This window comes from Jeotgalibacillus salarius, from assembly GCF_004405125.1.
Lineage (GTDB): Bacteria > Bacillota > Bacilli > Bacillales > Jeotgalibacillaceae > Jeotgalibacillus > Jeotgalibacillus salarius.
This window is the reverse complement of record NZ_SORX01000011.1, coordinates 37,055-62,167: the sequence shown is the minus strand read 5'-3', so window position 1 is coordinate 62,167 and position 25,113 is coordinate 37,055. Positions and strand designations below refer to the sequence as shown.

At 40.8% G+C, this 25,113-nt stretch carries 22 protein-coding genes; 8 read left to right on the top strand and 14 right to left on the bottom strand.

The genetic code is table 11. The features are described from left to right. Positions 1 to 25 precede the first annotated feature (25 nt). Positions 26 to 856 (top strand): undecaprenyl-diphosphate phosphatase, encoded by an 831-nt coding sequence (locus E2626_RS14990; RefSeq protein WP_208528156.1) that lies wholly within the window; start codon positions 26 to 28, stop codon positions 854 to 856. Positions 857 to 957: 101 nt separating this feature from the next. Here E2626_RS14990 and E2626_RS14985 read toward each other — a convergent pair whose 3' ends face one another. Beyond that, on the bottom strand, positions 958 to 1,266 hold the full coding sequence (locus E2626_RS14985; RefSeq protein ID WP_134382612.1) for a metal-sulfur cluster assembly factor: 309 nt from the start codon (positions 1,264 to 1,266) through the stop codon (positions 958 to 960). Positions 1,267 to 1,326: 60 nt separating this feature from the next. Continuing rightward, a complete protein-coding gene (gene yjfP / locus E2626_RS14980; RefSeq protein WP_134382610.1) occupies positions 1,327 to 2,091 on the bottom strand; it encodes an esterase in 765 nt (254 codons plus the stop codon). A gap of 135 nt (positions 2,092 to 2,226) precedes the next feature. Between yjfP and E2626_RS14975 the strand changes: the two genes are divergently transcribed. Beyond that, positions 2,227 to 3,033: a Cof-type HAD-IIB family hydrolase gene (locus E2626_RS14975; protein WP_134382666.1), complete on the top strand. Its 807-nt coding sequence runs from the start codon at positions 2,227 to 2,229 to the stop codon at positions 3,031 to 3,033. Between the two features lie 127 nt (positions 3,034 to 3,160). Here E2626_RS14975 and E2626_RS14970 read toward each other — a convergent pair whose 3' ends face one another. Continuing rightward, complete coding sequence (locus tag E2626_RS14970; RefSeq protein WP_244094352.1) at positions 3,161 to 4,045, bottom strand: YitT family protein; 885 nt, start codon at positions 4,043 to 4,045, stop codon at positions 3,161 to 3,163. Between the two features lie 146 nt (positions 4,046 to 4,191). Here E2626_RS14970 and E2626_RS14965 point away from each other — a divergent pair, with 146 nt between their 5' ends. Both E2626_RS14965 and E2626_RS14960 read left to right on the top strand, forming a co-directional pair. Further along, positions 4,192 to 5,055, top strand: coding sequence for a DegV family protein (locus E2626_RS14965; protein WP_134382608.1), 864 nt, complete (start codon positions 4,192 to 4,194; stop codon positions 5,053 to 5,055). Positions 5,056 to 5,068: 13 nt separating this feature from the next. Then, entirely contained in the window at positions 5,069 to 6,418 is a 1,350-nt protein-coding gene (locus E2626_RS14960) for a CoA-disulfide reductase (protein ID WP_134382601.1), read from the top strand. 18 nt (positions 6,419 to 6,436) lie between these two features. On the opposite strand, the gene E2626_RS14955 is transcribed toward E2626_RS14960, so the two are convergent. From E2626_RS14955 to E2626_RS14935, 5 genes are all read right to left on the bottom strand, one after another. Beyond that, the gene (locus tag E2626_RS14955) at positions 6,437 to 7,468 is read right to left on the bottom strand and encodes a LacI family DNA-binding transcriptional regulator (RefSeq protein WP_134382599.1); all 1,032 of its coding nucleotides are present in this window, start codon (positions 7,466 to 7,468) and stop codon (positions 6,437 to 6,439) included. A gap of 50 nt (positions 7,469 to 7,518) precedes the next feature. Further along, positions 7,519 to 9,063 carry an alpha-amylase family glycosyl hydrolase gene (locus E2626_RS14950; RefSeq protein ID WP_134382597.1) on the bottom strand — a complete coding sequence of 515 codons (1,545 nt, stop codon included), beginning with the start codon at positions 9,061 to 9,063 and terminating at the stop codon, positions 7,519 to 7,521. Between the two features lie 81 nt (positions 9,064 to 9,144). Next, positions 9,145 to 9,987, bottom strand: a complete 843-nt coding sequence (locus E2626_RS14945) for a sugar ABC transporter permease (protein ID WP_134382595.1) — start codon at positions 9,985 to 9,987, stop codon at positions 9,145 to 9,147. Continuing rightward, positions 9,987 to 11,297 carry a carbohydrate ABC transporter permease gene (locus E2626_RS14940; protein ID WP_134382593.1) on the bottom strand — a complete coding sequence of 437 codons (1,311 nt, stop codon included), beginning with the start codon at positions 11,295 to 11,297 and terminating at the stop codon, positions 9,987 to 9,989. Before E2626_RS14940 ends, E2626_RS14945 begins: the two co-directional genes overlap by 1 nt. A 94-nt stretch (positions 11,298 to 11,391) precedes the next feature. Next, on the bottom strand, positions 11,392 to 12,669 hold the full coding sequence (locus E2626_RS14935; RefSeq protein ID WP_134382591.1) for a sugar ABC transporter substrate-binding protein: 1,278 nt from the start codon (positions 12,667 to 12,669) through the stop codon (positions 11,392 to 11,394). A 267-nt stretch (positions 12,670 to 12,936) separates the two neighbouring features. Between E2626_RS14935 and E2626_RS14930 the strand changes: the two genes are divergently transcribed. The 4 genes from E2626_RS14930 to E2626_RS14915 all read left to right on the top strand — a co-directional run bounded on the left by E2626_RS14930 (position 12,937) and on the right by E2626_RS14915 (position 18,053). Next, the gene (locus tag E2626_RS14930; RefSeq protein WP_134382590.1) at positions 12,937 to 14,685 is read left to right on the top strand and encodes a glycoside hydrolase family 13 protein; all 1,749 of its coding nucleotides are present in this window, start codon (positions 12,937 to 12,939) and stop codon (positions 14,683 to 14,685) included. Positions 14,686 to 14,754: 69 nt separating this feature from the next. Beyond that, positions 14,755 to 16,098: an MATE family efflux transporter gene (locus tag E2626_RS14925; RefSeq protein ID WP_134382589.1), complete on the top strand. Its 1,344-nt coding sequence runs from the start codon at positions 14,755 to 14,757 to the stop codon at positions 16,096 to 16,098. A gap of 208 nt (positions 16,099 to 16,306) precedes the next feature. Next, positions 16,307 to 16,648 carry a P-II family nitrogen regulator gene (locus E2626_RS14920; protein ID WP_134382588.1) on the top strand — a complete coding sequence of 114 codons (342 nt, stop codon included), beginning with the start codon at positions 16,307 to 16,309 and terminating at the stop codon, positions 16,646 to 16,648. A gap of 22 nt (positions 16,649 to 16,670) precedes the next feature. Next, the gene (locus E2626_RS14915) at positions 16,671 to 18,053 is read left to right on the top strand and encodes an ammonium transporter (RefSeq protein WP_134382587.1); all 1,383 of its coding nucleotides are present in this window, start codon (positions 16,671 to 16,673) and stop codon (positions 18,051 to 18,053) included. 49 nt (positions 18,054 to 18,102) lie between these two features. Here E2626_RS14915 and E2626_RS14910 read toward each other — a convergent pair whose 3' ends face one another. From E2626_RS14910 to E2626_RS14885, 6 genes are all read right to left on the bottom strand, one after another. Continuing rightward, positions 18,103 to 18,933, bottom strand: coding sequence for a phytoene/squalene synthase family protein (locus E2626_RS14910; RefSeq protein WP_134382586.1), 831 nt, complete (start codon positions 18,931 to 18,933; stop codon positions 18,103 to 18,105). Then, a complete protein-coding gene (locus E2626_RS14905; RefSeq protein WP_134382585.1) occupies positions 18,911 to 20,389 on the bottom strand; it encodes a phytoene desaturase family protein in 1,479 nt (492 codons plus the stop codon). Before E2626_RS14905 ends, E2626_RS14910 begins: the two co-directional genes overlap by 23 nt. Next, entirely contained in the window at positions 20,386 to 21,900 is a 1,515-nt protein-coding gene (locus E2626_RS14900; protein WP_134382584.1) for a phytoene desaturase family protein, read from the bottom strand. The genes E2626_RS14905 and E2626_RS14900 overlap by 4 nt, the downstream gene beginning before the upstream one ends. Before the next feature lie 292 nt (positions 21,901 to 22,192). Then, the gene (locus tag E2626_RS14895) at positions 22,193 to 22,564 is read right to left on the bottom strand and encodes a YisL family protein (RefSeq protein WP_134382583.1); all 372 of its coding nucleotides are present in this window, start codon (positions 22,562 to 22,564) and stop codon (positions 22,193 to 22,195) included. Between the two features lie 410 nt (positions 22,565 to 22,974). Then, positions 22,975 to 23,883 carry a fumarylacetoacetate hydrolase family protein gene (locus tag E2626_RS14890; RefSeq protein ID WP_134382582.1) on the bottom strand — a complete coding sequence of 303 codons (909 nt, stop codon included), beginning with the start codon at positions 23,881 to 23,883 and terminating at the stop codon, positions 22,975 to 22,977. 67 nt (positions 23,884 to 23,950) lie between these two features. Beyond that, positions 23,951 to 25,111 (bottom strand): DUF418 domain-containing protein, encoded by a 1,161-nt coding sequence (locus E2626_RS14885; protein WP_134382581.1) that lies wholly within the window; start codon positions 25,109 to 25,111, stop codon positions 23,951 to 23,953. Between the last annotated feature and the right edge of the window lie 2 nt (positions 25,112 to 25,113).

The following is a 25,113-nucleotide window of genomic DNA, read 5'->3' as shown; positions in this document are numbered from 1 at the left end:
CAGGTTAAAATAATGGAGGATTTTTATGGATATTGAACAATTATGGATTATTTTAAAATTTACTTTTCTTGGTCTGTTTCAGGGATTTACTGAACCAATTCCAATTTCATCAAGCGGGCATCTTCAGCTTGCTCAATACTTTCTCGGTATAGAAATAGAAGGAAACAACTTCACCTTTGAATTAATGGTGAATTCAGCTTCTCTGATCGCCGTTTTGATTGTTTTCCGCGAAGACATTATGCGTTTGATTACTAGAGGGCTCGGATACATAAAAACACGTAAACCGGAAGACAAAACTGAATTTAACTTTATCCTTTATCTCATTATCGGTACGATCCCTGCAGGTGTAATCGGCGTGCTGTTCGATGAAGATATTTCACGTTTGTCAGGGCCACAGACTGTTGCAGTCACACTCATGATCACCGGTATTGCACTTTTCCTCATCAGAAACCTGCGAGGAAAACGTGGTGAAAGTGGAATGTCTGTAAAAGATGCAGTCATTATTGGTTTTGCCCAGGCAGTTGCATTAATACCAGGCATCAGCCGCAGTGGCGCAACAATTGTGGCAGCGATGGCACGGGGTATCCACCAGGAAACAGCACTTCGCTATTCCTTCCTGCTATTTGTTCCTGTCAGTCTTGGAGGTATGGTGTTAAGTTTTTCAGACCTTCTTCAGGATGAAAATCTTGCAGATCTCTGGGTGCCTTACTTGCTTGCTTTCATTGCTTCACTGATCGCTTCTTACTTTTCATTAAAGTGGTTTATGAATATTATGGCTAAAGGTAACCTGATTTACTTTGCTATCTATTGTTTGGTTGTTGGACCAATTGTATTACTCGTTCTTTGGATTTCATAAAAGTCTTACATTTGTATGTACGATTAAACATCGTTTTCGTTTCAATGAAACATCTTTCATATAAAAAAGGTTTGGCACTTGGCCAAACCTTTTTTTCGTTATCACGTAATTCCTAATGCAATTTTAGCATAGCGTGACATGTTGTCCTTGCTCCATGGCGGACTCCACACGATGTTCACTTCTACTTCCTTTACTTCCGGCACATCAGCAAGTGCTGCTTTAACCTGATCCACAATAACCGGTGCAAGCGGGCAGCCCATAGATGTTAATGTCATTTTAACTTCTGCGTTACCTGCGTCGTCCATGAAAACATCATAGACTAGACCTAAGTTTACAATATCAATACCCAGTTCAGGGTCAATAACCTGTTCAAGAGCACCCATGATGCTGTCTCTCATATCCTGATCCATCTAATCACTCCTTTATTTCTTTGTCTTCATCATACCAAAAAACTGCTCTAACTGAAACTGTCATGATTGCATATGACGGTCAAACCATTTTACAGTTTCTAATAGGCCTTTTCGCGTCACTTTGTGTCCTTCGGTTTCTTCGGAAATAAATCTCAAGTTATCTTTTTTATCATACATTTGGTGAATGGCTTTAAAAAATGCATATGTCGGTTCATATGGAACTACTGTATCGGCTTTTCCGTGCCAGAATAACAGAGGACGGTCATTCAGTTTATCAGGATGAAGACTTAAATCATATTCCTCCAGCACTCTCAGCTGTTCATCGACCTCTTCTTCACGCATCGGCAGCTTAAATCCATTCTTCTCGAAGTGTTGAATCTGGGCTTTTGCAAATCCAACGTATGCTGGTGATCCCATCAGACTGACAGCTGTGTGTATCCAATCATATCTCTTCAGCGCGCCAAGTATGGTAATACCTCCCATAGACGTCCCTGCTGCTCCGATGTGGTGATCCTCAGCATAGCCCTGATTCACAAGTTCCAGCTTCATCGCATTAAACTCTTCTATAGATCTCACAACAATTTGCCAGAAGCGTGTACTCATGACCGTTTCATCGGATCCATCCGAACGTTCTCCGTGATACGCTGCGTCAGGCAGAATAACACTAAAACCTTTTTCCGCTAAAAGATAAGCGTAATGAAGGTTGTGCTCCTTCGCGCTCATAAAACCATGAAAGAAAAAGATCACGGGTGATTTTTCAGATTGGCTATTTTCTACATGCAAACATGGAATACCGGCAATTTTCTTATTATGTATTTCGATCAAATGTGTAGCTCCTTTCAATTCTTTTCGCTCATATATTATCATACAACCAAAAAGTGGCATACTATTTCACCTTAGTTATATTGAAGAATGCTACAATGGAACCGAATGATGATAGAAGTGGAGGAGCGTATTCATATGGAGAAGCATTTAATTGCATTAGACCTTGACGGCACGTTGCTGACTGACGAAAAAATCATTTCAGACAGAACGAAAAAGACGCTCTTGAAGGCAAAAGAAGCAGGTCATGAAGTGATGATTGCGACAGGAAGACCTTTCAGAGCCAGCGAAGCTTATTACAAAGAACTTGCTTTACACACACCCATAGTGAATTTTAATGGGGCATTTGTGCACCACCCACTTGATCAGCAATGGGGTCTGCACCATGAACCTATGAACCTGAATGTGGTAAAAGAAATCGTTGAAGCTGTTCACGATTTTGAATTTCATAATATGGTTGCGGAAATACTGGACGATGTGTATTTGCACTACCACGATGAAAAACTATTAGACATCTTCGGTTTCGGAAATCCAAACATAAAGTCAGGAGACCTTAGAACCTACCTTCCTGCAAACCCGACAAGCCTGTTGATTCATGCCGATGAATCACATGTTGAAAGAATCAGAGCACATCTAAGCGAGGTCCACGCTGAAGTCATCGATCACAGACGCTGGGGCGCGCCGTGGCATGTGATTGAAATCGTCAAGTCCGGAATGAACAAAGCAGTCGGATTAAAAAAAGTTGCTGATCATTACGGCATATCAAAAGATAAGGTGATTGCTTTCGGTGATGAAGATAATGATCTTGAAATGCTTGACTATGCAGGAATTGGCGTAGCAATGGGAAATGGCATTGACAGTGTCAGATCGACTGCAAAGCATATTACTGATACGAATAATGATGACGGGATTGCACTTTTTCTTGAAGAAAGACTGAACCTGTAAATGTGATATGCCCCTGTTTGTATTAAAGTTCAGTCATGTATGTACACAGTAAATGATTGGGGCAAAGCCTGACATTTAAAAAGACCGGAACGATTGCACAACATACATGCATCGTTCCGGTCTTTATTTAATCCTCTTTCCGGAAAAAACCAAAGATACCGGTTGTCTGAATAATATTTGTAAAAGCATGCGGATCTGCCTTATGAATGATCCGTTCCAGTTCGAACAGTTCATAACGCGTGATGACAATAATCAGCATTTCTTTCGGATCATCTGCAAATGCGCCGCGGGCAGGTAAAATCGTGATTCCGCGCACCAGTTTGTCATGAATCGCTTTTTTCAGAACTGAAGACTTATCTGTGACAATCATCGCAGTCAGTTTTTCATGTCTCGTGTGAAGCGCATCGATCATTCGCGTAGAGGCATAAAGTGTAACCAGTGTATATAAGCCTTTTTCCCAGCCGAAAATCATACTTGCAAGAAGAATGATACCTGAGTTCATCAAGAAGAAATAAATACCAACAGGCTTATCATTCAAACGTGACAGAATCATCGCAATAATGTCCATACCCCCTGTGGAGGCACCCCATTTAAGCGTCAATCCGACCCCAATACCAGCGATCACTCCACCGAATACTGCATTCAGCAATATATCAGGAGATACTTCAACAATCGGTATAATCTCAAGTGCAATTGTCGTAAATCCGACTGAGATCAGACTGTAAATTGTAAACATCTTACCTACTCTGAGCCAGCCCAAAACAATTGCAGGGATATTTAAGATCAAAAGCAGTACCCCTGTTGAAATATTAATAGGAGTAAAGTCATAAAAAATATTAGATAATAGCTGTGCTGCTCCTGTGAAACCACTGGCAAATACATTTGCCGGTATCAGAAATAAATTCAGTGCAATTGCGTTTAGTACAGCACCTATAATGACGATCGCAATTTTTTTCGATTCTAACCATAAGGTATCTTTTGATACTTTCTTTATACTGAAAGCGTCTTTTATTTCTGCCACACTTCACCCTCCCCTTCCTCTTTCTCCTGTTCACTTTTACTTTATCAATTTTAGAGCCAAAAACACTAATGTGATTGTAAATGTTTCATTTAATCGCTAAACTTAACACTATAACTAACATTAAAGGAGCTCACTAAATGACTATCCAATTATTTGCAGACAGCGCAAGCGATTTACCTGCTGAATTTTTTACAGAACATAATATAACACTCCTTCCCCTCCATGTACATATTGATGATGAAGAATATGAAGACCTGGTTACAATTAACTCAAAAGATGTCTTCGATTCAATTAGAAATGGCGGACACCCAAAAACATCACAGGTGAGTCCAAAAAAAATGGAAGAAGAGTTTACGGCTCTTGCGAAATCAGGAAAAAAAGGTCTGTATATTGCTTTCTCTTCTGAACTTTCAGGAACTTATCAAACGGGAGTAATGATAAGAGATCAGGTAAAAGAGGAGTATCCTGATCTTGATTTGACAATAATAGATACAAAATGTGCTTCCCTTGGTTATGGCCTGGTCGTGGTGAAAGCTGCTGAAATGCTTTCTGAAGGGGCAGCATTTGAAGAAATTTTAGACGAAGCGAATTTTCAGCTTAAGCACATGGAGCATCTATTTACTGTAGAAGACCTGGATTATCTTGCAAAAGGGGGACGGGTTTCAAAAGCATCTGCATTTATAGGAGGCCTCTTAAATATTAAACCTCTGTTACATGTAGAAGATGGTAAGCTGGTACCGCTTGAAAAGCTCCGCGGAAAGAAAAAACTGTTAAAAAGAATTATTGAAGTGATGAATGAACGTGGAGACCAGCTCGACCAGCAAATCATTGGAATCAGCCACGGAGACGATGCGGAACTGGCTGAAGAAATGAAAACAATGATTGAGAATGAGTTCGGAACTTCAACATTTTTTACGGGTATGATCGGTTCCGCTGTTGGTGCTCACGCAGGACCTGGCACACTTGCAATTTTCTTTCTGAACAAAAAATCTTCACGATGATAGGAATGGTTAGATGACCAAGAAAGTACTTGTTATAGGCGGTGTCGCAGGAGGAGCTACATTTGCTTCCCAGCTCAGAATGCTTGATGATCAAGCTGAAATCATCGTGTTTGAAAAGGATGGGACGATGTCTTTTGCAAACTGCGGCCTGCCATATTATCTTGGCGGTTTTGTGAAAGAAAAGGAACATCTTATTGCTGCTACACCTGAATCTTTTCAAAAGGACAAAAATATTGAAGTACGGATCCGTCACGAAGTAATCAGCATAAATAGAGATAAAAAAACGGTGACTGTAAAAGATCATATCCTGAATGACACATATGATGAACACTACGACAAGCTTGTCTATTCGCCTGGTGCTGTTCCAATCGTTCCGGACATTAAACACCTTGACAGAGGAAATTGCTACAGCCTCCGTTCATTTAAAGACATGCTGAAACTTGATGAGCATATTACTCAGAAGAATTATCAATCTGTCTGTCTTGTTGGTGGTGGCTTTATAGGACTGGAGATGGCAGAGAACTTTAAAGCTCGCGGAATAAAGGTGCACCTTGTTCAGCGTTCACAGCACGTCCTTAATCTTCTTGAGCCTGAATTTTCTAACATACTGGAGGATGAATTGCTTGAAAATGACGTTGACCTCCATTTATCATCTACAGTTAAGCAAATTAATGAAGATCATTCACTCAAGCTATCTGACGGATCAGTAATCGAGGCAGACTTTCTTTTACTGGCTGTAGGTATCAAGCCTAATACCCATCTTGCAGAGCATGCCGGTCTTTCAATTGGAACGACTGGCGGTGTGAAGGTAAATGAATATATGCAAACGGATGATGAGCATATTTATGCAATCGGCGATGTCATTGAGTCTGTTGATTTCATTACCGGTAAGCCAAAACAAGTCCCACTTGCCTGGGTTGCTCATCGTGAAGCTTATATTGCTGCCAGACATATCATTGATAACCCGATTCCGTTCAAAGGGATTTTAGGTACTGCTATTTGTAAGGTGTTTGAGCAAACTGCCGCAGTTGTCGGTCACAATGCTTTTTCCTTAGAAAAAATGAATCTGTCTTTCGAAACAGTAGAGTTGAATGCAAGACAGCATGCAGGCTATTACCCTGGTGCAGCAAAGCTGTCACTGATTGTTCATTTCTCTTCTGAAAATGGAAAAATATTTGGTGCACAGGCAGTCGGTCCAGGTGCTGATAAGCGCATAGACGTAATCAGCACAGCGATCACCGGGGGATTAACTGTAGATGATCTGCAAACCCTGGAGATCGCCTATGCCCCGCCCTACAGCTCCCCAAAGGATCCTGTGAACATGATAGGCTATAAAGCGATGAAGAAACTGAAGAAAAAATAAAAGAACCCGCGGGTTCTTTTATTTTTTTACATATTCTGTTGAAAATCTTGCTATGATATGGTGCGGAACCGTTATGCGGTGATGTGGTTCGTCCTTATGTTCAACCCTTTTAATTAACTGGGAAGAAGCTTCATATCCCAGCTGAAAAATATTAATGTCAACTGAAGTTAATGGTGGTCTGGACATTTCAGAAAATAAAACGTTATTAAAACTGATAATCGAAATATCTTCAGGCACTGTCATATCCAATTCACTTAAAGTGTTTAACACACCCAATGACATCAGGTCATCTGTAACAAGGAGTGCAGTCGGTCTTTCATTTTCGGGCAGCTCCATTAAGGCGCATATCGCATCTTTACCACCTTCAAGTAAAAAGGTTTCATGTACTGTATAACGTGGGTGATACGGGAGTCCTGCTTTCTTGAGTGCTTCTTTATAGCCTTCAAGTCTTTCTACAGTTACAACCAGCTTATTATCTCCACCAACAAAAGCAATTCTTTCATGGCCAATTCCAATCAGAAATTCTGTCGCGTCAAACCCTGCCTGAATATTATCATTATCAACATGCGTAATACTTTCTGGCATTTTATACGGTTTTCCGATCATGACAAAAGGAAAATTTCGTTCCTGCAGATAGGATAATATTCTGTCCTCAACTTTAGAGTAGAGTAAAACAACACCATCCACACGGCCTCCCTGAACCATTTGAACAACTCCGTTATAAATGTCTTCTTCGTTTTTACCTGTTACCAGCTGCAGCGCATATTGATGTTCATGAGCCCCTTCATTTAAACCCCTTAATACCGTCGGGAAGAAAGGGTTTTGAAAGAATACGTCAGATGAACCTGGAGTGACTAGTCCGATCACCTGTGTAGACTGATTCGCTAGACTTCTAGCAATAAAATTCGGATGATAGCCAAGCTGATCCATCGCTTCTCTTACTTTTACTTTTGTACGCTCACTGATTCGGGGATTATTTGCGATTACTCTTGAAACAGTTGATGGCGCTACGTTAGCAGCTTTAGCTACATCTTTAATTGTGACAGACATGATGGTCACCTCCTGTGATTACGCTTACAAAATCATTAAAATCAAAAGCTCTAAGCTTTTGATTTTCTATTCCCTTTCTTCCTCATAAATATAAACAAACCGATAAAGAAAATCCACACGGCAGCAATTAAAGCTAAAAATCCGTAATTGATCCCAGTCTCTTCTGCCACTACATAGATTTCAGCAACTTCACGATCTAATATGATTCTAAAATGCCCGTTTTCTTCTCTTACAAGATCGCCATTTAATAACCCGCGAAGCTCGCTGCCATCACGATAATCTGAAACCGGCAAGTCAATCGTCTGCGTTTCGCTCGTATTGTTAATGGCTATGACAGTTTTTTCATCCTCATACTCCCGTTCATACAAAAGCATACCAGCGTCATTATGCAGCACATTGAGTGTCCCTCTGGTCAGAGAAGGAAGGTCCTGTCTCAATTCACCAACATTTCCGATAAATTCTTTCAGCTCTTCATCCACATTAAAGTCCATCAGTCTGCGGTTATCAGGGTCCTCTCCACCATCCAGAGCGATTTCAGAACCGTAATACATGATCGGAATACCTGGAACAGTAAACATAAAGACAGTTGCAAGCTCCCATCTTGTTCCAGGGAACATGTTATTATCAGCAGCCAGTCTCGTAAAACGTGACATATCATGATTATCAATAAAATTACCCATTACATAAGGATTGTCGAAAAATTGCTGGTTATAATCCCAGTAATTGAACAGTCTGGATGTAGACTGATCGACAGTCTGAAAAGCGTTTCTCATCTGTTCAGCAAGCGGAAAATCCACAAAACCGTCGATTCCGGTATCGGCATACTCTGCAATTTTTCTTATATCAGTATCATACACTTCTCCTATCAGATAAAAGTCATCTTTCACTGACTTCACTTCTGAAGAAAACTCAGTCCAAAATTCAGCAGGAACATGTTTAACCGTATCAAGACGGTAGCCATCAATATCTGTTTCTTCAATCCACCATTTAGCAGCATCAAATAAATATTCCCGCACTTCAGGATTTTCAGTATTCAGATCAGGCAAGCCATAGATCCAGCCGTTTTCAAGCTGCTCGGGGTCGTTGTTGTCCCTGATCGGCTGCTCTTCATGGTACCAGTCTTCTCTTTCAGAATCTGAAATCCAGGGGTGAGTCGGTGCTGTATGATTCACAACAAAATCCAGAATGACTTTCAGCCCTCTGTCATGTGCTTCATCAACAAGTGCTTTAAATTCTTCAATTGTTCCGAAATGTTCTTCTGTTTCATAAAAATCGTCAATCCAGTAGCCGTGATATCCATCTTCTTCATTGGAGAAGATCGGAGTAAGCCAGATGGCCGTAAAGCCCATTTCTTCAATATGATCCAGTTCATTCATAATCCCCTGGAAATCGCCACCGTGATAAGCTAATGGATCCTGTGTGTTCACTGTAAAATCATTTGAGGTGTCACCATTTAAAAAACGATCCACCATGAGGAAATAAATTGATTCATCCTGCCACATTCTCTCTTCCTTTTCAACAGCGCCAGCTTCACTTGAAAAAGCGCTATTAAAAAGGAGGATAGTGATGAGTAAAAGAGCACTGACTCTTCTCACCTCTGCCCCTCCTCCTTTAACGGAAAATATATCCGAAGTTACGTAAGCTATGTGCTTTTAAGAATGCATCAGTATAAGTGATTAACCTTTCGTACCGCCAGCAGTCAGTCCTGAAATCAGGTAACGCTGAGAAAATAGATAGACGAGTGCAATTGGTACAGCGATCAAAATTGATCCCGCTGCAAATCGCGTAAAGTTATTATCAAATTGATTACTGATAAAGTTGAATAGCCCCAGTGCAAGCGTAAAGTTTTCAGGATTTCTGAGAATAATACGCGGCAACAGGAAGTCAACAAATGGCGCCATGAAATTAAACAGGGCAACAACACCGAGAATCGGCTTGGCCAGCGGAAGCATAATTTTGAAAAACACGCTTAAATGACCGGCACCATCAATTCTTGCAGCTTCATCAAGCTCCTTAGGTATTGTATCAAAATATCCTTTAACGAGCCAAGCGTTGAACGGTATTTGACCACCGATATATATCAAAGTAAGTCCAACTAGTGAATCAAGCAGACCGATCATGTTCAGCATAACGTAAATCGCAACCATTCCCATGATTACAGGGAACATTTGTAATAGAAGAAATGCGTACAAACCGTATTTACGACCGGTAAATTTGTAGCGTGAAAACGCATAAGCTACGAAAGATGTCAGCACAACTGAGAAGAAAGCATTTGCAATGGCAACAAGTACGCTGTTCTTGTACCAGGTTAAATAATCACTGCTCGGATCTGTAAACAACCATTTGTAGTGAACAAGCGACCAGTTGTCCGGAATCAGCTGAGCTGAATAAAGACTTGTTCCGGGATTCAGTGACATACCCACCGTCCAAAGAAGAGGATAGCCAATAATTACAGCCATAAAAGCAAGGAATAGATAAATCAATGCTACTTCGAGATTCGATTTCAATTTCTTACTCATTAAATATTCCCCTCCTCTTTAAACGATCTCGTTCTTCTGAACTGGAAGAAGGCAAAACCTGTGACGATTAATCCAAGGATTAATGTAATGGCAGCGGCCATACTATATTGATTCAATTCAAATGTCAGGTCAAACACCCATGAAATCAGGATATCAGTCCCGCCGGCATTCTGACCCCGCACAGCTGGCCCTCCCTCATTAAACAGGTAAATAATATTAAAGTTATTAAAGTTTCCTGCATATTGCATAATTAACAGCGGTGCCGTTGCATACAAAACGTGAGGAAGTGTGATGCTGCTGAATTTCTGCATACGGCTGGCTCCATCAACTTCGGCTGCTTCATACCAGTCTTTTGAGATACTCTGTAAAATCCCGGTGAATAATGCAAACACAAATGGGAAACCAAGCCATGTCTGTATCATAATTAACGCAATGCGTGTCCAGAATGGATCCTGGAGCCAAGGAATAGCAAGATCAAACATTGCGAGTATATCCGTGTTTATTGCTCCGAAACGATCATTAAACATTGCTGCAAATACAAGGATCGTAACGAAAGCCGGAACTGCCCATGGAAGAATTAAGATTGTCCGGATTAAACGTTTAAATTTAATTCTCGGATCGTTGACTAAAAGTGCCAGGAATAATCCAAGCGCTATTTGAAGGGTTGTAGCTACTACAGTCCATACAATTGTCCAGGTAAATACACTAATAAAAGTGTCCTGCCAGATATTACTGTCTCCAGACCCTGTACCAAAGAAAAGACGTCCGAAGTTTTCAAAACCAATCCAGCTCAAGAGATTTCTTGGCGGCTGATTATACTGAGTGTAGTCTGTAAATGCTAATGCGATTGTAAATAAGAGCGGCAATACCACAATAAATACAAGCATAATTAAACCTGGGGTTACAAAGAAATAAGGGAATCCTGTATCCCAAACATTACGTGCTGCCTGTTTGAAAGTTGGTACTTTTTCGCCGTTTTTCAGACGGATTGCGTCTCTCTTGGCATCTTTCACATTCGCTATGTAAAGAGTAACCGCAAAAGCAATAAGAATTAATGATACAAATCCATAAATTAATAGAAATACAGAGTGATCAGTTCCTGCGAGTGTACCCAGTGTCATAATGCCCCAGATACCGTAGTTAATAAACTGTCCAAGCGTCAGGATGAAGGAAACTTCAAGAATAATAAATAAAGCACCCTTTACATATCTGCGGTTGTACAACTGACCTAAACCTGCAAGAAGTATTGATAGAATAACAGCTAACTTGGGGTTATGGTTCTTTCTAGCTGTTGGATTAGCAGTTGACATGTCATCGCCTCCCGAATGAGCGTTGAGAGAATAGCTCTCTATAAAGTGAGTGGATAGAAGGAGGGAATCCTTCTATCCACCATTGTCATGAATATTATTGCTGTGCAGTTGCGATATTATCTTTGATTTGCTGAACTGCTTCATCAAGCACTTCCTGTACATCATCACCTTGTGCGATGAATAACAGTGCATTGTTGATTGGATCCCAAACCTGCTGCATTTCTGGAGCTGATGGCATTGGAGTACCAAACTGAATTTGTTCTGCAAATGGTGCGATTAATTCATTAGATGTTACAGCATCACTTTCAAGAGCTGCCTGGTTAGCAGGAAGTTCTCCTGCACCTTCGAAGTATTCAAGTGAATTCTCTTCATTAGTCAGGAATAGTGCAAGATCTGTTGCAGCATCTTTATTCTCTGAGTAATCAGAAACCATCCATGATTTAACACCTACGAATGATGTTGCGTTTGTGCCATCTACTGTTGGAAGAATAGCAGTTCCAAGGCTGTCGCCAAGCGCTTCTTCATAAGCCGGAATATTCCAAGGACCAGTGATTGCAACGCCAACTTTACCGTCTGTGAACAGACCATTCATAATGTCAGGGTTGATTTCTACCGGGATGTAACCATTGCTGTACCATGACTGGATTAGTTCTCCACCAGCTACAGCGCCTTCGTTGTTAAGACCAATATCCTCTACATCATAAGTTCCGCCTTCGTTGTTAAAGACATATGCGCCATTAGCGCCGAAGAATGGATATGAGAAGTAGAAATTAGCTGCCTCCATAAGGAAACCATACTGCTCTGTAGCAGCATCTGTCTGCTCTTCAGCAATTGTCATTAATTCATCCATTGTTGCAGGAGCTTCTTCAACAAGGTCTTTATTGTAGAATGTTCCATAAGTTTCAACTACAAGTGGAGCTCCATAGATTTCACCATCATATGTTACAGCGTCGATCGCTGTTTCTGAATAAGTACCTTCTGCTTCACCAAGATCGATCGGTGATGCAAGTCCCTGAAGGACGATATTACCAATACGGTCATGCGGCTGGAAAAACAGGTCAGGCCCGTTTCCTGCAGGACCATCCAGATTAAGTGATTCAACCTGGTCAAGCATGTTCATTGGTGTTACTTCAATTTCAATTCCAGTTTCTTCAGTGTACTTTGCGAATAATGTATCAAGTACAGCTTTTTGTTCTTCACTGTCATTAACCCATACACTTAGTGATTCCGGCTGATCAGCTGCTTCTTCTGAATCGCCGCCCCCATTATCATCAGTCGAACCGCCTGATTCTTCTTCACGGTCTGGTGCACAAGCTGCAAGAACACCGATTAACATCAGCACCATTGCAAAAATAGAAAGATACTTTTTCAACATTGACCCCTCCTAAAGGTGTTTATCATTTGTCTGTACAACCGTTTGCACAAATATCTAAAAAAAGAGAAACTTAAACGCTTTCATTTTTTATGAAAACGATTGCACAACCTCCTTTTATTATAATCAGAATTAGAAAGATTACAATACATTTTTCAAACTTTTTATAAATATATGATGAAAAAATTTATAACATGCTTAATTGACATTATGAATTCTTTAGCATAACGTTGTAATCAATTTAATAAATCAGGAGGTTAAACTATAATGAATACAGCTGCTGTCTATCATCGCGCTGACCGGTCCATGGCTTATGCTGTGGCAAAAGATCAAATGCAAATCAGAATAAAAACTGCTAAAAATGACGTTTCTCAAGTGAAATTAATACACGGGGATCCTTATGACTGGTCAAAAGAAAAATGGAATAAGCACGAAAAATCAATGAATTATAAAGGTTCTGATCAGCTTCATGATTACTGGGAAGTACATATTGAACCGCCTTATCACCGCCTGCGTTATGGTTTTATTCTATCTAATAAGAAACAAACCGTTTTTTATGGTGAAAAAAGCTTTCATCAGCAGGCTCCTGAAGACATCGGAGAGTATTTCTGCTTACCCTATATGAATCAGTCTGATATTTTCACCTCACCTAAGTGGGTTCATGACACAGTATGGTACCAAATCTTCCCGGAACGTTTTGCAAATGGAGATTCCTCCCTTAACCCGCCAGGTACAATACCGTGGGCCATCGAAGAACCAAAAAGAGATTCGTTTTTTGGGGGCGATCTCCAGGGTGTCATTGACCATCTCGATTACCTTCAGGACCTTGGCATAACAGGCATTTATTTCACTCCCCTGTTCGAGGCTTCATCCAACCATAAATATGATACAATCGATTACTTTGAAATTGACCAGCACTTCGGTGATAAAGAAAAACTGAAGGAACTGATAAGAGAATGCAAAAAGCGCAATATCAGGGTGATGCTCGACGCTGTCTTTAACCATAGCGGTTTCTTTTTCCCACCATTTCAGGATGTTCTGGAGAAAGGTGAGAATTCAAGATATAAAGACTGGTTTCACATATGGGATTTCCCTGTACAAACCACACCTGAACCGAATTATGATACGTTTGCATTCACTTACATGATGCCTAAACTGAACACTGAGCACCCTGAAGTTAAGAATTATCTGTTGGAAGCTGCAAGGTACTGGGCAAGAGAATTTGAGATTGATGGCTGGCGTCTTGATGTTGCAAATGAAGTGGACCATGCATTTTGGCGTGAATTCCGCGAAGAGGTCAAGAAAATCAACCCTGATTTATATATTCTCGGAGAGGTTTGGCATGATTCAATTCCCTGGCTTCGCGGGGACCAGTTTGATGCTGTGATGAACTATCCTTTTACAACCAATGCCCTACAGCTCATCGCTAAACGAACTATATCTGTTCAAACGTTCATTGAAAACATGACAAGAGTTCAATATATGTACCCTGAACCTGTTAACAAAGCTGCTTTCAATTTAATTGGCAGCCATGATACACCAAGAATTCTGACTGAGTGCGGGAACAATCAGCAACGAGTGAAGCAAATCTTAACTGTTTTACTGACCTATTACGGAACACCTTGCATCTACTATGGTGATGAAGTCGGATTGACCGGCGGAATGGATCCGGGCTGCCGAAAATGTATGGAGTGGAATGAAGAAAATCAGGATCAGGATGTATTGAACTACACAAAAAAACTGATTTCACTGCGTAAAAATGAGCCGCTTCTGGCTAATGATGGAGATCTTTCATTCTATCATATTAGTGAAAACAGCCTTGTCATGAAAAGAGAGTCACATGACGAAGCGGTGCTGATTCTGATTAATCTGTCTGACAAAAAAGATACGCTGAAAATTCCATATAGAGTGAATAAGAGAAAAACCATTGACTTAATGACCGAAGAAGCGCATAAATGGAAAAAAGGAAAAATAAAATTACAACCACAGGAAATTAAGATGATTAAAATCTTCTAATTAAATGACTGAGGCACCCCGCCTCGGTCATTTATTTTGTAAAGAAGTAATCAGAAAGAAGGTTCGACATTGAAAAGCACTACCAAAAAATTAACGTTATTTGCACTGACATGGCCGATATTCGTTGAGATTTCTCTTCACATGCTTATGGGGAATGCCGACACGCTCATGCTCAGTCAATATTCAGATGACAGCGTTGCTGCAGTCGGCATTTCCAATCAAATCCTTTCATTGATCATCGTCATGTTCGGATTTGTGGCAACAGGTACATCCATTCTGGTCGCACAATACCTCGGTGCTGATAAGCAGAAAAGTGCCTCTGAAATCGCAGTCGTTTCAATCATAGCGAATCTTATCTTCAGCTTAATATTAAGTGCACTTCTTTTTATATTCGACGATAAGATCCTGCTGCTAATGGACTTGCCTCCCGAGCTTCTTCCCGAGGCAACGATTTATTTACAAATAGTCGGGGGACTCTCTTTCATACAGGCAGTGATCATGACATTAGGTGCTGTACTTAGAAGTTACAGTTTTACTAAAGATGCAATGTTTGTCACTCTTGGTATGAACATAATTAATGTAGCTGGAAACTACATTGTTATTTTCGGCGCATTTGGATTCCCTGTACTTGGTGTAGAAGGAGTAGCGTACTCTACTGCGATCAGCAGGTTAATTGGCTTAATCGTGTTATTTATTCTTTTAATCAGACGAATTGACGGAGGGCTGCCGTTTTTCTCTTTATTCAGCCTGCCCGTTTCTCACCTGAAAAACTTATTGAAAATCGGGGTCCCTTCTGCAGGAGAACAACTTTCATACAACGCCTCGCAGCTCGTTATTACAGCTTTTATCGCTTCTCTCGGCACAGAGGCCATTACTACAAGGGTTTATACGCTGAATATCATGATGTTTATTTTTCTATTCGCCATCTCTATTGGACAAGGAACTCAGATTATAATAGGTCATATGGTTGGTGCAGGAAAGTACAAAGAAGCTTACAAGCGGGGAATCAAAAGTTTAAAGATTGCAATCATCATTTCTTTTGCAATGGCGCTTATCTTTTCAGTGTTCTCAGAGACACTGCTCGGTATCTTCACTTCAAATGAAGATATTTTATTCCTGGGATCTATTCTGATCTACCTTACGATCATCCTTGAACCAGGCAGAAGTTTTAACTTAGTTGTGATTAATTCATTACGGGCTGCGGGTGACGTTAAATTCCCTGTATATATTGGAATCTTTTCTATGTGGGGCGTAGCAGTTTTATTCGCCTACCTACTGGGTATCGTATTCGGACTTGGACTGATCGGAATATGGATCGCTTTTATATTAGATGAATGGCTAAGAGGAATTCTTATGCTGCGAAGATGGAAATCAAGAGTCTGGGTTCAGAAAAAGTTTGCACAGCCTGAATAAATTTATAAAACGGTTACATGTAAGCTCTCACTGCGGTGAGGGCTTTTTATATGTAAGGAAACCTAACATGAAATGATCTTTTTTTAAAAAAACACTTGCAATTATCTAATTTTCTGAATATTATTATAAACATAACAGCTTTCATGTTAGATTTCCTAACACGTAATTCATGTTAGGTATACTGACATCAATATTGAGGAGGATAAAAATGAAAAAAATTGAGGCAATTGTCCGACCTGAGGTTTTTCAAACTCTTCGCGAAAAACTTGTGCATCTCGGCATTAATGGGTTAACCGTTTTTGAAGCTGCAGGATGCGGTAATCAAAAAGGCAAAAAAGGAGCATTCAGAGGAACATCCTACGAACTCCCTCTGGTTTCAAGAATAAAAGTTGAAATGGTTACTGAAGAGCATCGCACTGATGAAATTGTTGATGCCATTATCGAAGCGTGTGCAACTGGAGAAGTTGGGGACGGTAAAATTTTCATTTCCCCTATTGAAGACATCATCAGAATCAGAAGTGGTGAACGAGGCAGACAGGCGGTTCTTTAAAAATTTTGGAGGTGCACAAATAATGAAGAAAAAAATATTATCAATTACTGCTTTAGGGAGTCTTGTTACAACGAGCGCTTATGCCGCTCCAGTAACAGCTGAAAGCGTTCAATTTTCATTGGATACAATGTGGGTCATGATTGCAGCAATTTTAGTATTCTTTATGCATGCAGGGTTTGCAATGGTTGAATCAGGCTTTACGAGAGCTAAAAACACACTCAATATTTTATTGAAAAATATCCTGACGATTTCAATCGGATCCGTTTTATACTTTTTAGTTGGATACGGTATCATGTTCGGAAGTTCTAATGGATTTTTCGGAACAACAGGTTTTGCACTTTCAGGTGTGGAGGATGTAGGTTTCTTCTTATTCCAGGCAGTTTTTGCAGCTACATGTGCGACGATCATTTCAGGTGCTGTAGCTGAAAGAATGAAATTAAGCAGTTATTTGATTCTTACTGTGTTAATGACTGGCGCAATTTACCCCGTAGTTGGTCACTGGGTATGGGGTGGCGGCTGGATTTCTGAACTCGGATTTGTTGACTTTGCAGGCTCTACAGTCGTTCATCTTACTGGTGCTGTCGGTGCTTTTGTAGCAGTCGCTTTCCTCGGAGCACGTATTGGTAAATATGAAGGCAAAAAAGTGAACGCAATCCCGGGTCATAATATTCCAATCGGCGCACTTGGTGTATTCATTCTTTGGTTCGGCTGGTTCGGATTTAATGGAGGAAGCTCATTAGCAGCTGATCCGACATTAGTGCCAATCGTTATTTCAACTACCTTATTATCTGCTTCTGGCGGGGTAATCGCCTCAGCACTATATACGAAGATCAGATTTAAGCAAATTGATCCTTCGATCACATTGAATGGTGCACTTGGTGGTCTCGTAGGTATTACAGCTGGAACAGCTAACGTTTCTCTTATTGGAGCAGTCGTTATTGGTCTTGTAGCTGGTGTGATTCTTGTAGAAGGTATCCGCTTTATTGATGTAGTCGCTAAGAAAGACGATCCAGTAGGCGCAATTGCCGTTCACGGTATTTGCGGAATCTGGGGTACACTTGCAGTTGGTCTTTTTGATACGGCTAACGGATTGTTCTACGGCGGTGGCGCAGCATTGCTTGGCGTTCAGTCAATCGGTGTAGGTGCAGTCATTCTTTGGACCGGTCTTGCGGTAAGTGCTGTTGTCTTCATCCTGAAGTCAACTGGCGGCATCCGCGTTTCACGTGAAGAAGAAATCACGGGTCTTGATTATGCTGAGCACGGTTCAAATGCTTATGAGTTAAAGGAATCACTTGTTTCTTCTTCTTCAACAGGAAATTCAGCTATGTCAGGCAGCCTGGTAGAACGTCTTGACCAGCTTGGTAAGTCAGCTAAAAAGAAAAAAGTTTATAAAGAGAGTGTATAGAGAATCAGATCTATCAAAAAGAGCATCCGCGACATTGCGGATGCTCTTTTCATTGGTAGGAAGATAGCAATTTATTCTTTTCGTTAACAGGTACATAGTTTTTCTCTGAAAATACGTTGTAATTATTCTTTCTGACCTGATCAAGAATCGCACGATACAAAATCGCTGCCCCCTTCACCGGTATACGGCTCGAAGGCGGGTACAAGTACAGGGACTTCATTGCTTCATCGTAATAGCCTTCAGCCATCGAAGCCATCTCTTCCCATGTATCAATGAAAGCTTGTCCTCCCTGTTTCTCTAAGAGCAATGATTCATCATAGCCGTGACGCGACATTACTTCGGCAGGTAAATACACGCGCTGTCTATCCAGATCTTCTCCTACATCACGAAGAATATTGGTAATTTGCATCGCATAACCTAGCTTCACTGCACTATCCCGTAATGCTTTTTCATTCTCCGGGGCAAGAACCGGCAGCAGCATGAGGCCAACTGTACTGGCTACATGATATGAATATTCCAGTACATCATCAGTTGTTTCATATGTTTTGTGTGCAAGATCCATTTTCTGTCCCTTAACCATATCTTTAAACGCCTGCACATTCATGTCATAGCGCTTAAAAACATCCGATAATGCAATCCAATTTGCTTCATTCAATTCCGCCCCTGATAAAAAACGGTCAAACTCTTCTTCGAATTGTGCAAGCTCTTCTTCAGGGTTATCACTTTCATCAACAATGTCATCCACTGTTCTGCAAAAGCTATAGATTGCCCAAACCGCATTTCTCTCTTTAGAAGGAAGCATTGAAAAGGCACGATAAAAAGTTTTGGAATGTATTTTAATAACCTTCTCACATTCTTTATACGCTTTTGCCAGTTCCATCTGCTGATCTCTCCCTTCTGTAAAACTTTCTGTCCATACCATCCGCTAACAGCTTTGCACCCTGCATCACAATCGGCACGCCGCCACCCGGATGCGTGGAAGCACCTGTTGCAAAAACATTTTCCAGTTCCGGATAAGGCTGAAACTGCGGTCTGAACGGTCCTGACTGAAACAATGCAGGCGCAATTCCAAAACTTCCACCTGTATATAATCCCTCTTGTTTTGCTTCTTCAGGTGTTCGTATATCAATCCATTCAGCCCGTTCTCTTAATGATTCAAATCCTGATCTCTCCATTGATTCCAGGACTTTTTCTTTGAGTGAATATTTTACACTCTCCCAGTCTTCATCTATTTCTGAAGGAACCGGCACCAGGACATATAACGCACTTTTCCCTTTTGGAGCGAGGGTTTCATCTATAATTGATGGATTAAAAACGTAATAGGACGGGTCTTCCGGAATCACTCGCTCTTTAAAGATCTGATTCATATTCTTCTCAAAGTTTTCACTTAAATAAAATTGATGCATTTTTCTATTGTCATACAATCCATCGGCGCCAATGTATATAAGGACACACCCGGATGAAGGCTGATACTGCCTTCCCTGTTTATTAATAAGTTTTTCAGCAATCGGAAAGTCTCCATTTAACACGACTGCATCAGTTTGTTCATACTTACTATTATACAGGACACCTTCTGCTCTTCCAGAAGCAATTGAGATTTTTTCAATATTCGCTTCTTTTACAATGCGGATATTTTCTTCAATCATCTTTTTTTCCAGCACTTCTGCAAGTTTGGCGTATCCACCCTTCATATAGTAAATACCGTGTTCATGTTCACTGTAGGATACTAATGAATAAATGCCCGGAGTTTGAAAGGGATTGCCGCCAATATACAGTGTCTGCAGCGCATAAGCTGTCTTCAGTCTGTCATCCTGAAAATAATTGTGAAGCTGCCTGGATACCGATTTAAAAGCTTTTAATTTACGTAATGAGTTAAGAGTAGCAGGCTGAATCGCATCCCAGCGCTTAAGAAATGACTGCTCCAGAAATCTTGGTTTTCCTTCATTAAATCTCTTTTCCATGTCACTCATAAATTCAAGATACCCTGCTTCTTCACCGGGGAATACCCGGTTAATCTCTTCCATCTGCGCCTGTTTATCGCGGTATTTGGTATAGATCGTACCATCTGCAAAGTGGAGATCGTAAAGCGGGTCACAAGATATCAATTCATATTCTTCTTCGGACACACCTGCCTCTTTTAATAAAGATTGAAGCATTTCAGGAAGGAGTACAATTGTTGGACCTTTATCAATTTTGTAGTCACCGTGAATATGATATGCCAAACGACCGCCCAGCTTTTTTTCTTTTTCAAAAAGGGTAACTTCAAATCCTTTTTTATTCAGGAGAAGTGCCGACATCATACCGCCGATACCCCCGCCAATAATGGACACCCTCATCCTGCCTCACCGCTTTCATTGCTGATATGATTTCTTTTCTCATTCATTAAAAGGGTTGATGTAATACGGGCGGATTCTAGGATTGTCGGAAGACCGCTCCCCGGATGAGTCCCCCCGCCAACAAGCCATGTCCGTTCTAATTCTTCAAATTTATTATGCGGACGCAGCGCCATCATCTGGCTGAGCTGATGTCCCATACTGAATGTTGCCCCCTTGAAAACATTAAAATCCAGTTCCCAGTGCTTAGGGCTTATAATACGTTCCACCTCAATATGGTCACGGATGTTTTTAAATTCCGTTTTAGCTTCAATGGAATCAAGCACAAGGTTTCTGAAAGTCTCTTCATGCTCTTCCCAATCCAGACCGCTCAGATTATTCGGGACCGGCGCTAAAATATAAAGGGCGGATTTTCCATCAGGTGCAAGTGTCGAGTCGGTTACAGAAGCGTTCTGAATATAAATAGACGGGTCATCTGACAGCAACTGCGTCTGCATAATTTCTTCTACATTCTTTTTATAGTCTTCAGCAAACGATATAGTATGGTGCGGCAGATCGTATACCTGATCTACTCCAAGATAAATCATGAAAGTGGAGCATGAATACTTCTTCTCATTTAATCTCTTTGCGCTGAACTTTTTCAGTTGACTGTCATCTACCAGGTTCGTCATCACATGCGATACGTCTCCATTAATCACAACTTCGTCGGCTTTTACCTGAACGCCTGATTCAAGTTCAAAACCCGTCACTTCTTTTTGCTGATTAATATGAAGCTTTTTCACACCATCTCCGAGATGAATGGTAGCTCCAAGCTCTTCTGCTGCTTTAGCCATGGCTTTAGAAAGCTGATTAACGCCGCCTTTAGGATGAAAAATTCCATATTCATGCTCCATAAAGGACAGAATTGAAAAGGCTCCGGGGCATTCCCACGGCGACATTCCGAGGTATTTTGCCTGAAACGTAAAACCAAGCTTCAGCTCTTCATGATTGAAGTATTTGCTTAACACGTCATAGAGGCTTTTCCCAAGTGAAAGCTGTGGCAGTGCCTTAAGAACCCTAAGCGAAAGATAATCGGTGTATCGATCCATTTTGTTTTGCAATATCGGACGGAGGGCATCCATTTTCTTTCTTGTATCAGACATGAAATGGTCATATCCTGCCTCATCACCCGGAAAGTATGTTTTGATCTGCTGTTTCATTTTATCGGGATCTCTGTACATTTTCACTCGTTTATCTTTGAACACCAGTTCATACATCATTGGCAGTTCAATCAAATCAACATAGTCATGAAGATTTTTACCGGTCTCCTCAAAGATTTCCTCTGCTATCTCCGGCATACTTAAAAAGGTGGGCCCTACATCGAATGTATAACCGTTCATAGTAAAAGAACTGTTTCTCCCTCCGACAAACGGATGTTTTTCATAAACATTTACTTTACATCCTTTCGAAGCTAACAGCATCGCTGCTGCAAGCCCGCCTGGTCCTGCCCCTATTATTGCAATTGAACGGGTCATTAAAACAGCCTCCATCCTCAATCATTCGCGTTGTACATTCGTTGTTCAAATACTATACATATAGTTGATGTTTATAGTATACACATGTGTCGGTTTGAAGACAATTTTCAATATGGTGTTGGATATGTAGTCTTATATTTAACATGTTACCTATTTTTCAGGAGAGACTCTACTTTACACACAGACTACTGATTATGACCTCAGCAGTACCCGCTTTTCACTCCAGGGTACAACCTATTCATTAGAAAATAAAATAGATATATACAGAAAAAAGCCGCTGAATGAGCGACTTTTAACGTAGGAAATCGAAGCCGATTGGCAGACTGAACCCGAAGTACAGTGTAGCAAGCAGCGCGATTACAAATAGTATCCACATAACTTTTACTGATTTATGCTTCTTCGTGCGGACAAGGATCATTTCCATAAATCCGATCACTAGAATCCCAAGCAGGAATTTAACGCCGTAAAGTGCAGCATCAATTGATGAGAACTGGAAGAATAACCATCCTCCTGTGAAGATGATCAGCACATACATCAGACGCAGAATCATATGTACAATCTTAGCACCTTTTGCGTTAGCTCCCTTCATTAGCGCAAGCGCAATAAAGAACAGCACGATTCCAAGTACCCATGTTGTAATGTGTAAGTGTGTATTGTCTAACATTCCCTAACCTCCTGAACCGAAATACCGAACTATCTATATGCTACCATATTCCCTTGTCGTATTGTCTGAAAACATTGTCGGAGTCATGAATTTTCAATGTTTTCACCTATTAAACCGCTTATGATCGCAGCTCCAGGCGGATGCTTTCCGCGCGGCGTGCGCTGAGCCTCCTCGAGCTAAAGCTCTGCGGGGTCTAGCTGTCACGCTTATCGCGCCGGAGTCACCTCCTTCCACTGCGATCAACGCTTTATTTAGCCTGTATTTAAAATTTTATGATTTTCTATAATACTATGAAAGCAAACAGATTACTGACATCAGTATATAACTCTTACAAAAACGCACGCTGAGAACAGTAGGTACTGTTTCAAACGTGCGCTTTAAGCAAGCTAATATAAATTTAGTTAGAACGTTTATTCACCAATCTCGTTCGTCAGTGTGCCGATTCCCTGGACGGAAATTTTTACCTGGTCGCCTTTTTTGAGGAATTTTGGCGGGTTGAATCCTTTTCCTACTCCTGCAGGTGTGCCTGTTGCGATGACGTCACCCGGCTCGAGTGTCATGCCTTTAGATAGTGTTGATATGATTTTTTCGATTGAAAAGATCATATCTGCAGTATTTCCATCCTGTCTGATTTCATCGTTTACTTTTGTTACGATGCTCAGCTGATGAGGATGGGGAATTTCATCTTTTGAAACAAGGTATGGTCCCATTGGGCATGTTTCATCAAGGCTTTTGCCAAGGAAGAACTGTTTGTGTTTGCTTTGCAGATCTCTGGCAGTGACATCATTTACGATTGTATAACCGAATACGTAGTCAATCGCCTGTTTTTCGGGAATATTTTTCCCTCTTTTGCCAATCACAACTGCCAGTTCGCCTTCGTAATCCAGCTGATCTGTCAGTTCTTCATAGGAAGGGATTAATGCGTTATCACCTGTAATTGATGTGGAAGCTTTCGTAAAAACAACTAATTCTTCCGGAATGTCTTTTTCAGAACCCATTTCAAGTACGTGGTCACGATAATTTTTTCCGATGCACATTACATTTTTAGGAGTACGTGGTACTGGTGCTTCCCATACAAGGTCATCAAATTTCACTTTATAACGGGAAACATGATCACTTTCTTCAGCTGCACGGATACACTTTCTTACTGTCTCCTGTAATTCCATTCCGCTTTGAATACCTTCAAGCAGTGTTTCAGGTACGTTTTCATTTGGAATCAGCTCTTTGTGAATTCTTACGATATTCCATGCTGCTTCCTCTCGCTTTACTTTGACACCGTAAAGTAGTTTGTCTTCAAAACGGAAAGATAGAAATTTCATTGAATGTACACTCCTTAAAATCTGAATTGTCCTTCTATTATACATTTTTTCTGCTAATCTGACAGTTTTATTTTTTGGAATACGACAGTTTTCTCCATAATCTCTCTGCAGGACCCTGCTTAAATTTCGACAGCCACAGTTCTGAGAAGATGACTTGCATCACAAAAATTCCCAGTGCAATTAAAGTCCCCGTCATCAGCGTAACCTCACCATACAGACCGAATCCATAGTTATAAAATATAATCGTGCCGATAATGGACTGCAGCAGATAATTTGTTAATGCCATGCGCCCGGTTTTAGCAAGTGGCTGAAGAAGCTTTGCTGACAGCGGCGCAGTCATAATCAGCAACAGTAACGTCATGTATCCCATTGCTACAAGCGGGCCACCGACATAATCCTGTGTAAAGACAAACGCCAGATTTTTCTCTCCCCAGTAAGGAGAAGTTTTGATTGCAATGCCCAGACCCAGAAAGATCAAGGCACTAAGGCTAAGCAGTAACTTTTTATCAGAAGCTTTCTCGAACAGTTTTGTTTTTGCCACACCTGCTCCAATCATCATTAGCGGTAAAATGGCGATAATGATTGAAATAAATCCAGCAGGACTGTTTGCATAAGTCCAGTCATCCACACGCTGTCCGAATATATCAGCAAAAGATCCGCTTCCATAGTTTGCTACCGAAGACTCTATATCCTGTACAGAGCTGAAATAGGTCACTGTTGTCGGATCGACCATTGAAGCAAAGAACATGATTCCCGAAAGCAGCGACTGCGGTAAAAAGTAAATAATAAAACCTAAAATCAATAGCATTTTACCGCTCAGTTTCAGCATCCAGATCAGTATAAATCCTGCCACTGCATATGTAATCAGAATGTCTCCAGACCAGATTAAAAATGCATGGATCAAACCAATGCCAAGCAGAATGGCAAGTCTGCGTGACGCAAATGAAGTAAAGTGGGCTTTTTTTTCTTCAGCCCGCATGTACTGAATCGCCAGCCCTGCTCCGAACATCATCGCAAAAATCGGATAGAAGCTTGCCTGTACAAAAACGTCTATCCACCAGTATACCGGCCTGTTAATCGAATCTCCCCACCACGAATACGGATCATAATAGTACATGGGTGAATGAAATGCGATCATATTGACAATGAAAATACCAAGCAGAGAAAATCCTCTGATCACATCGAGGCTTTGGATTCTCTGAGTTGAATCGATTGGCTGTAAACTCAAAA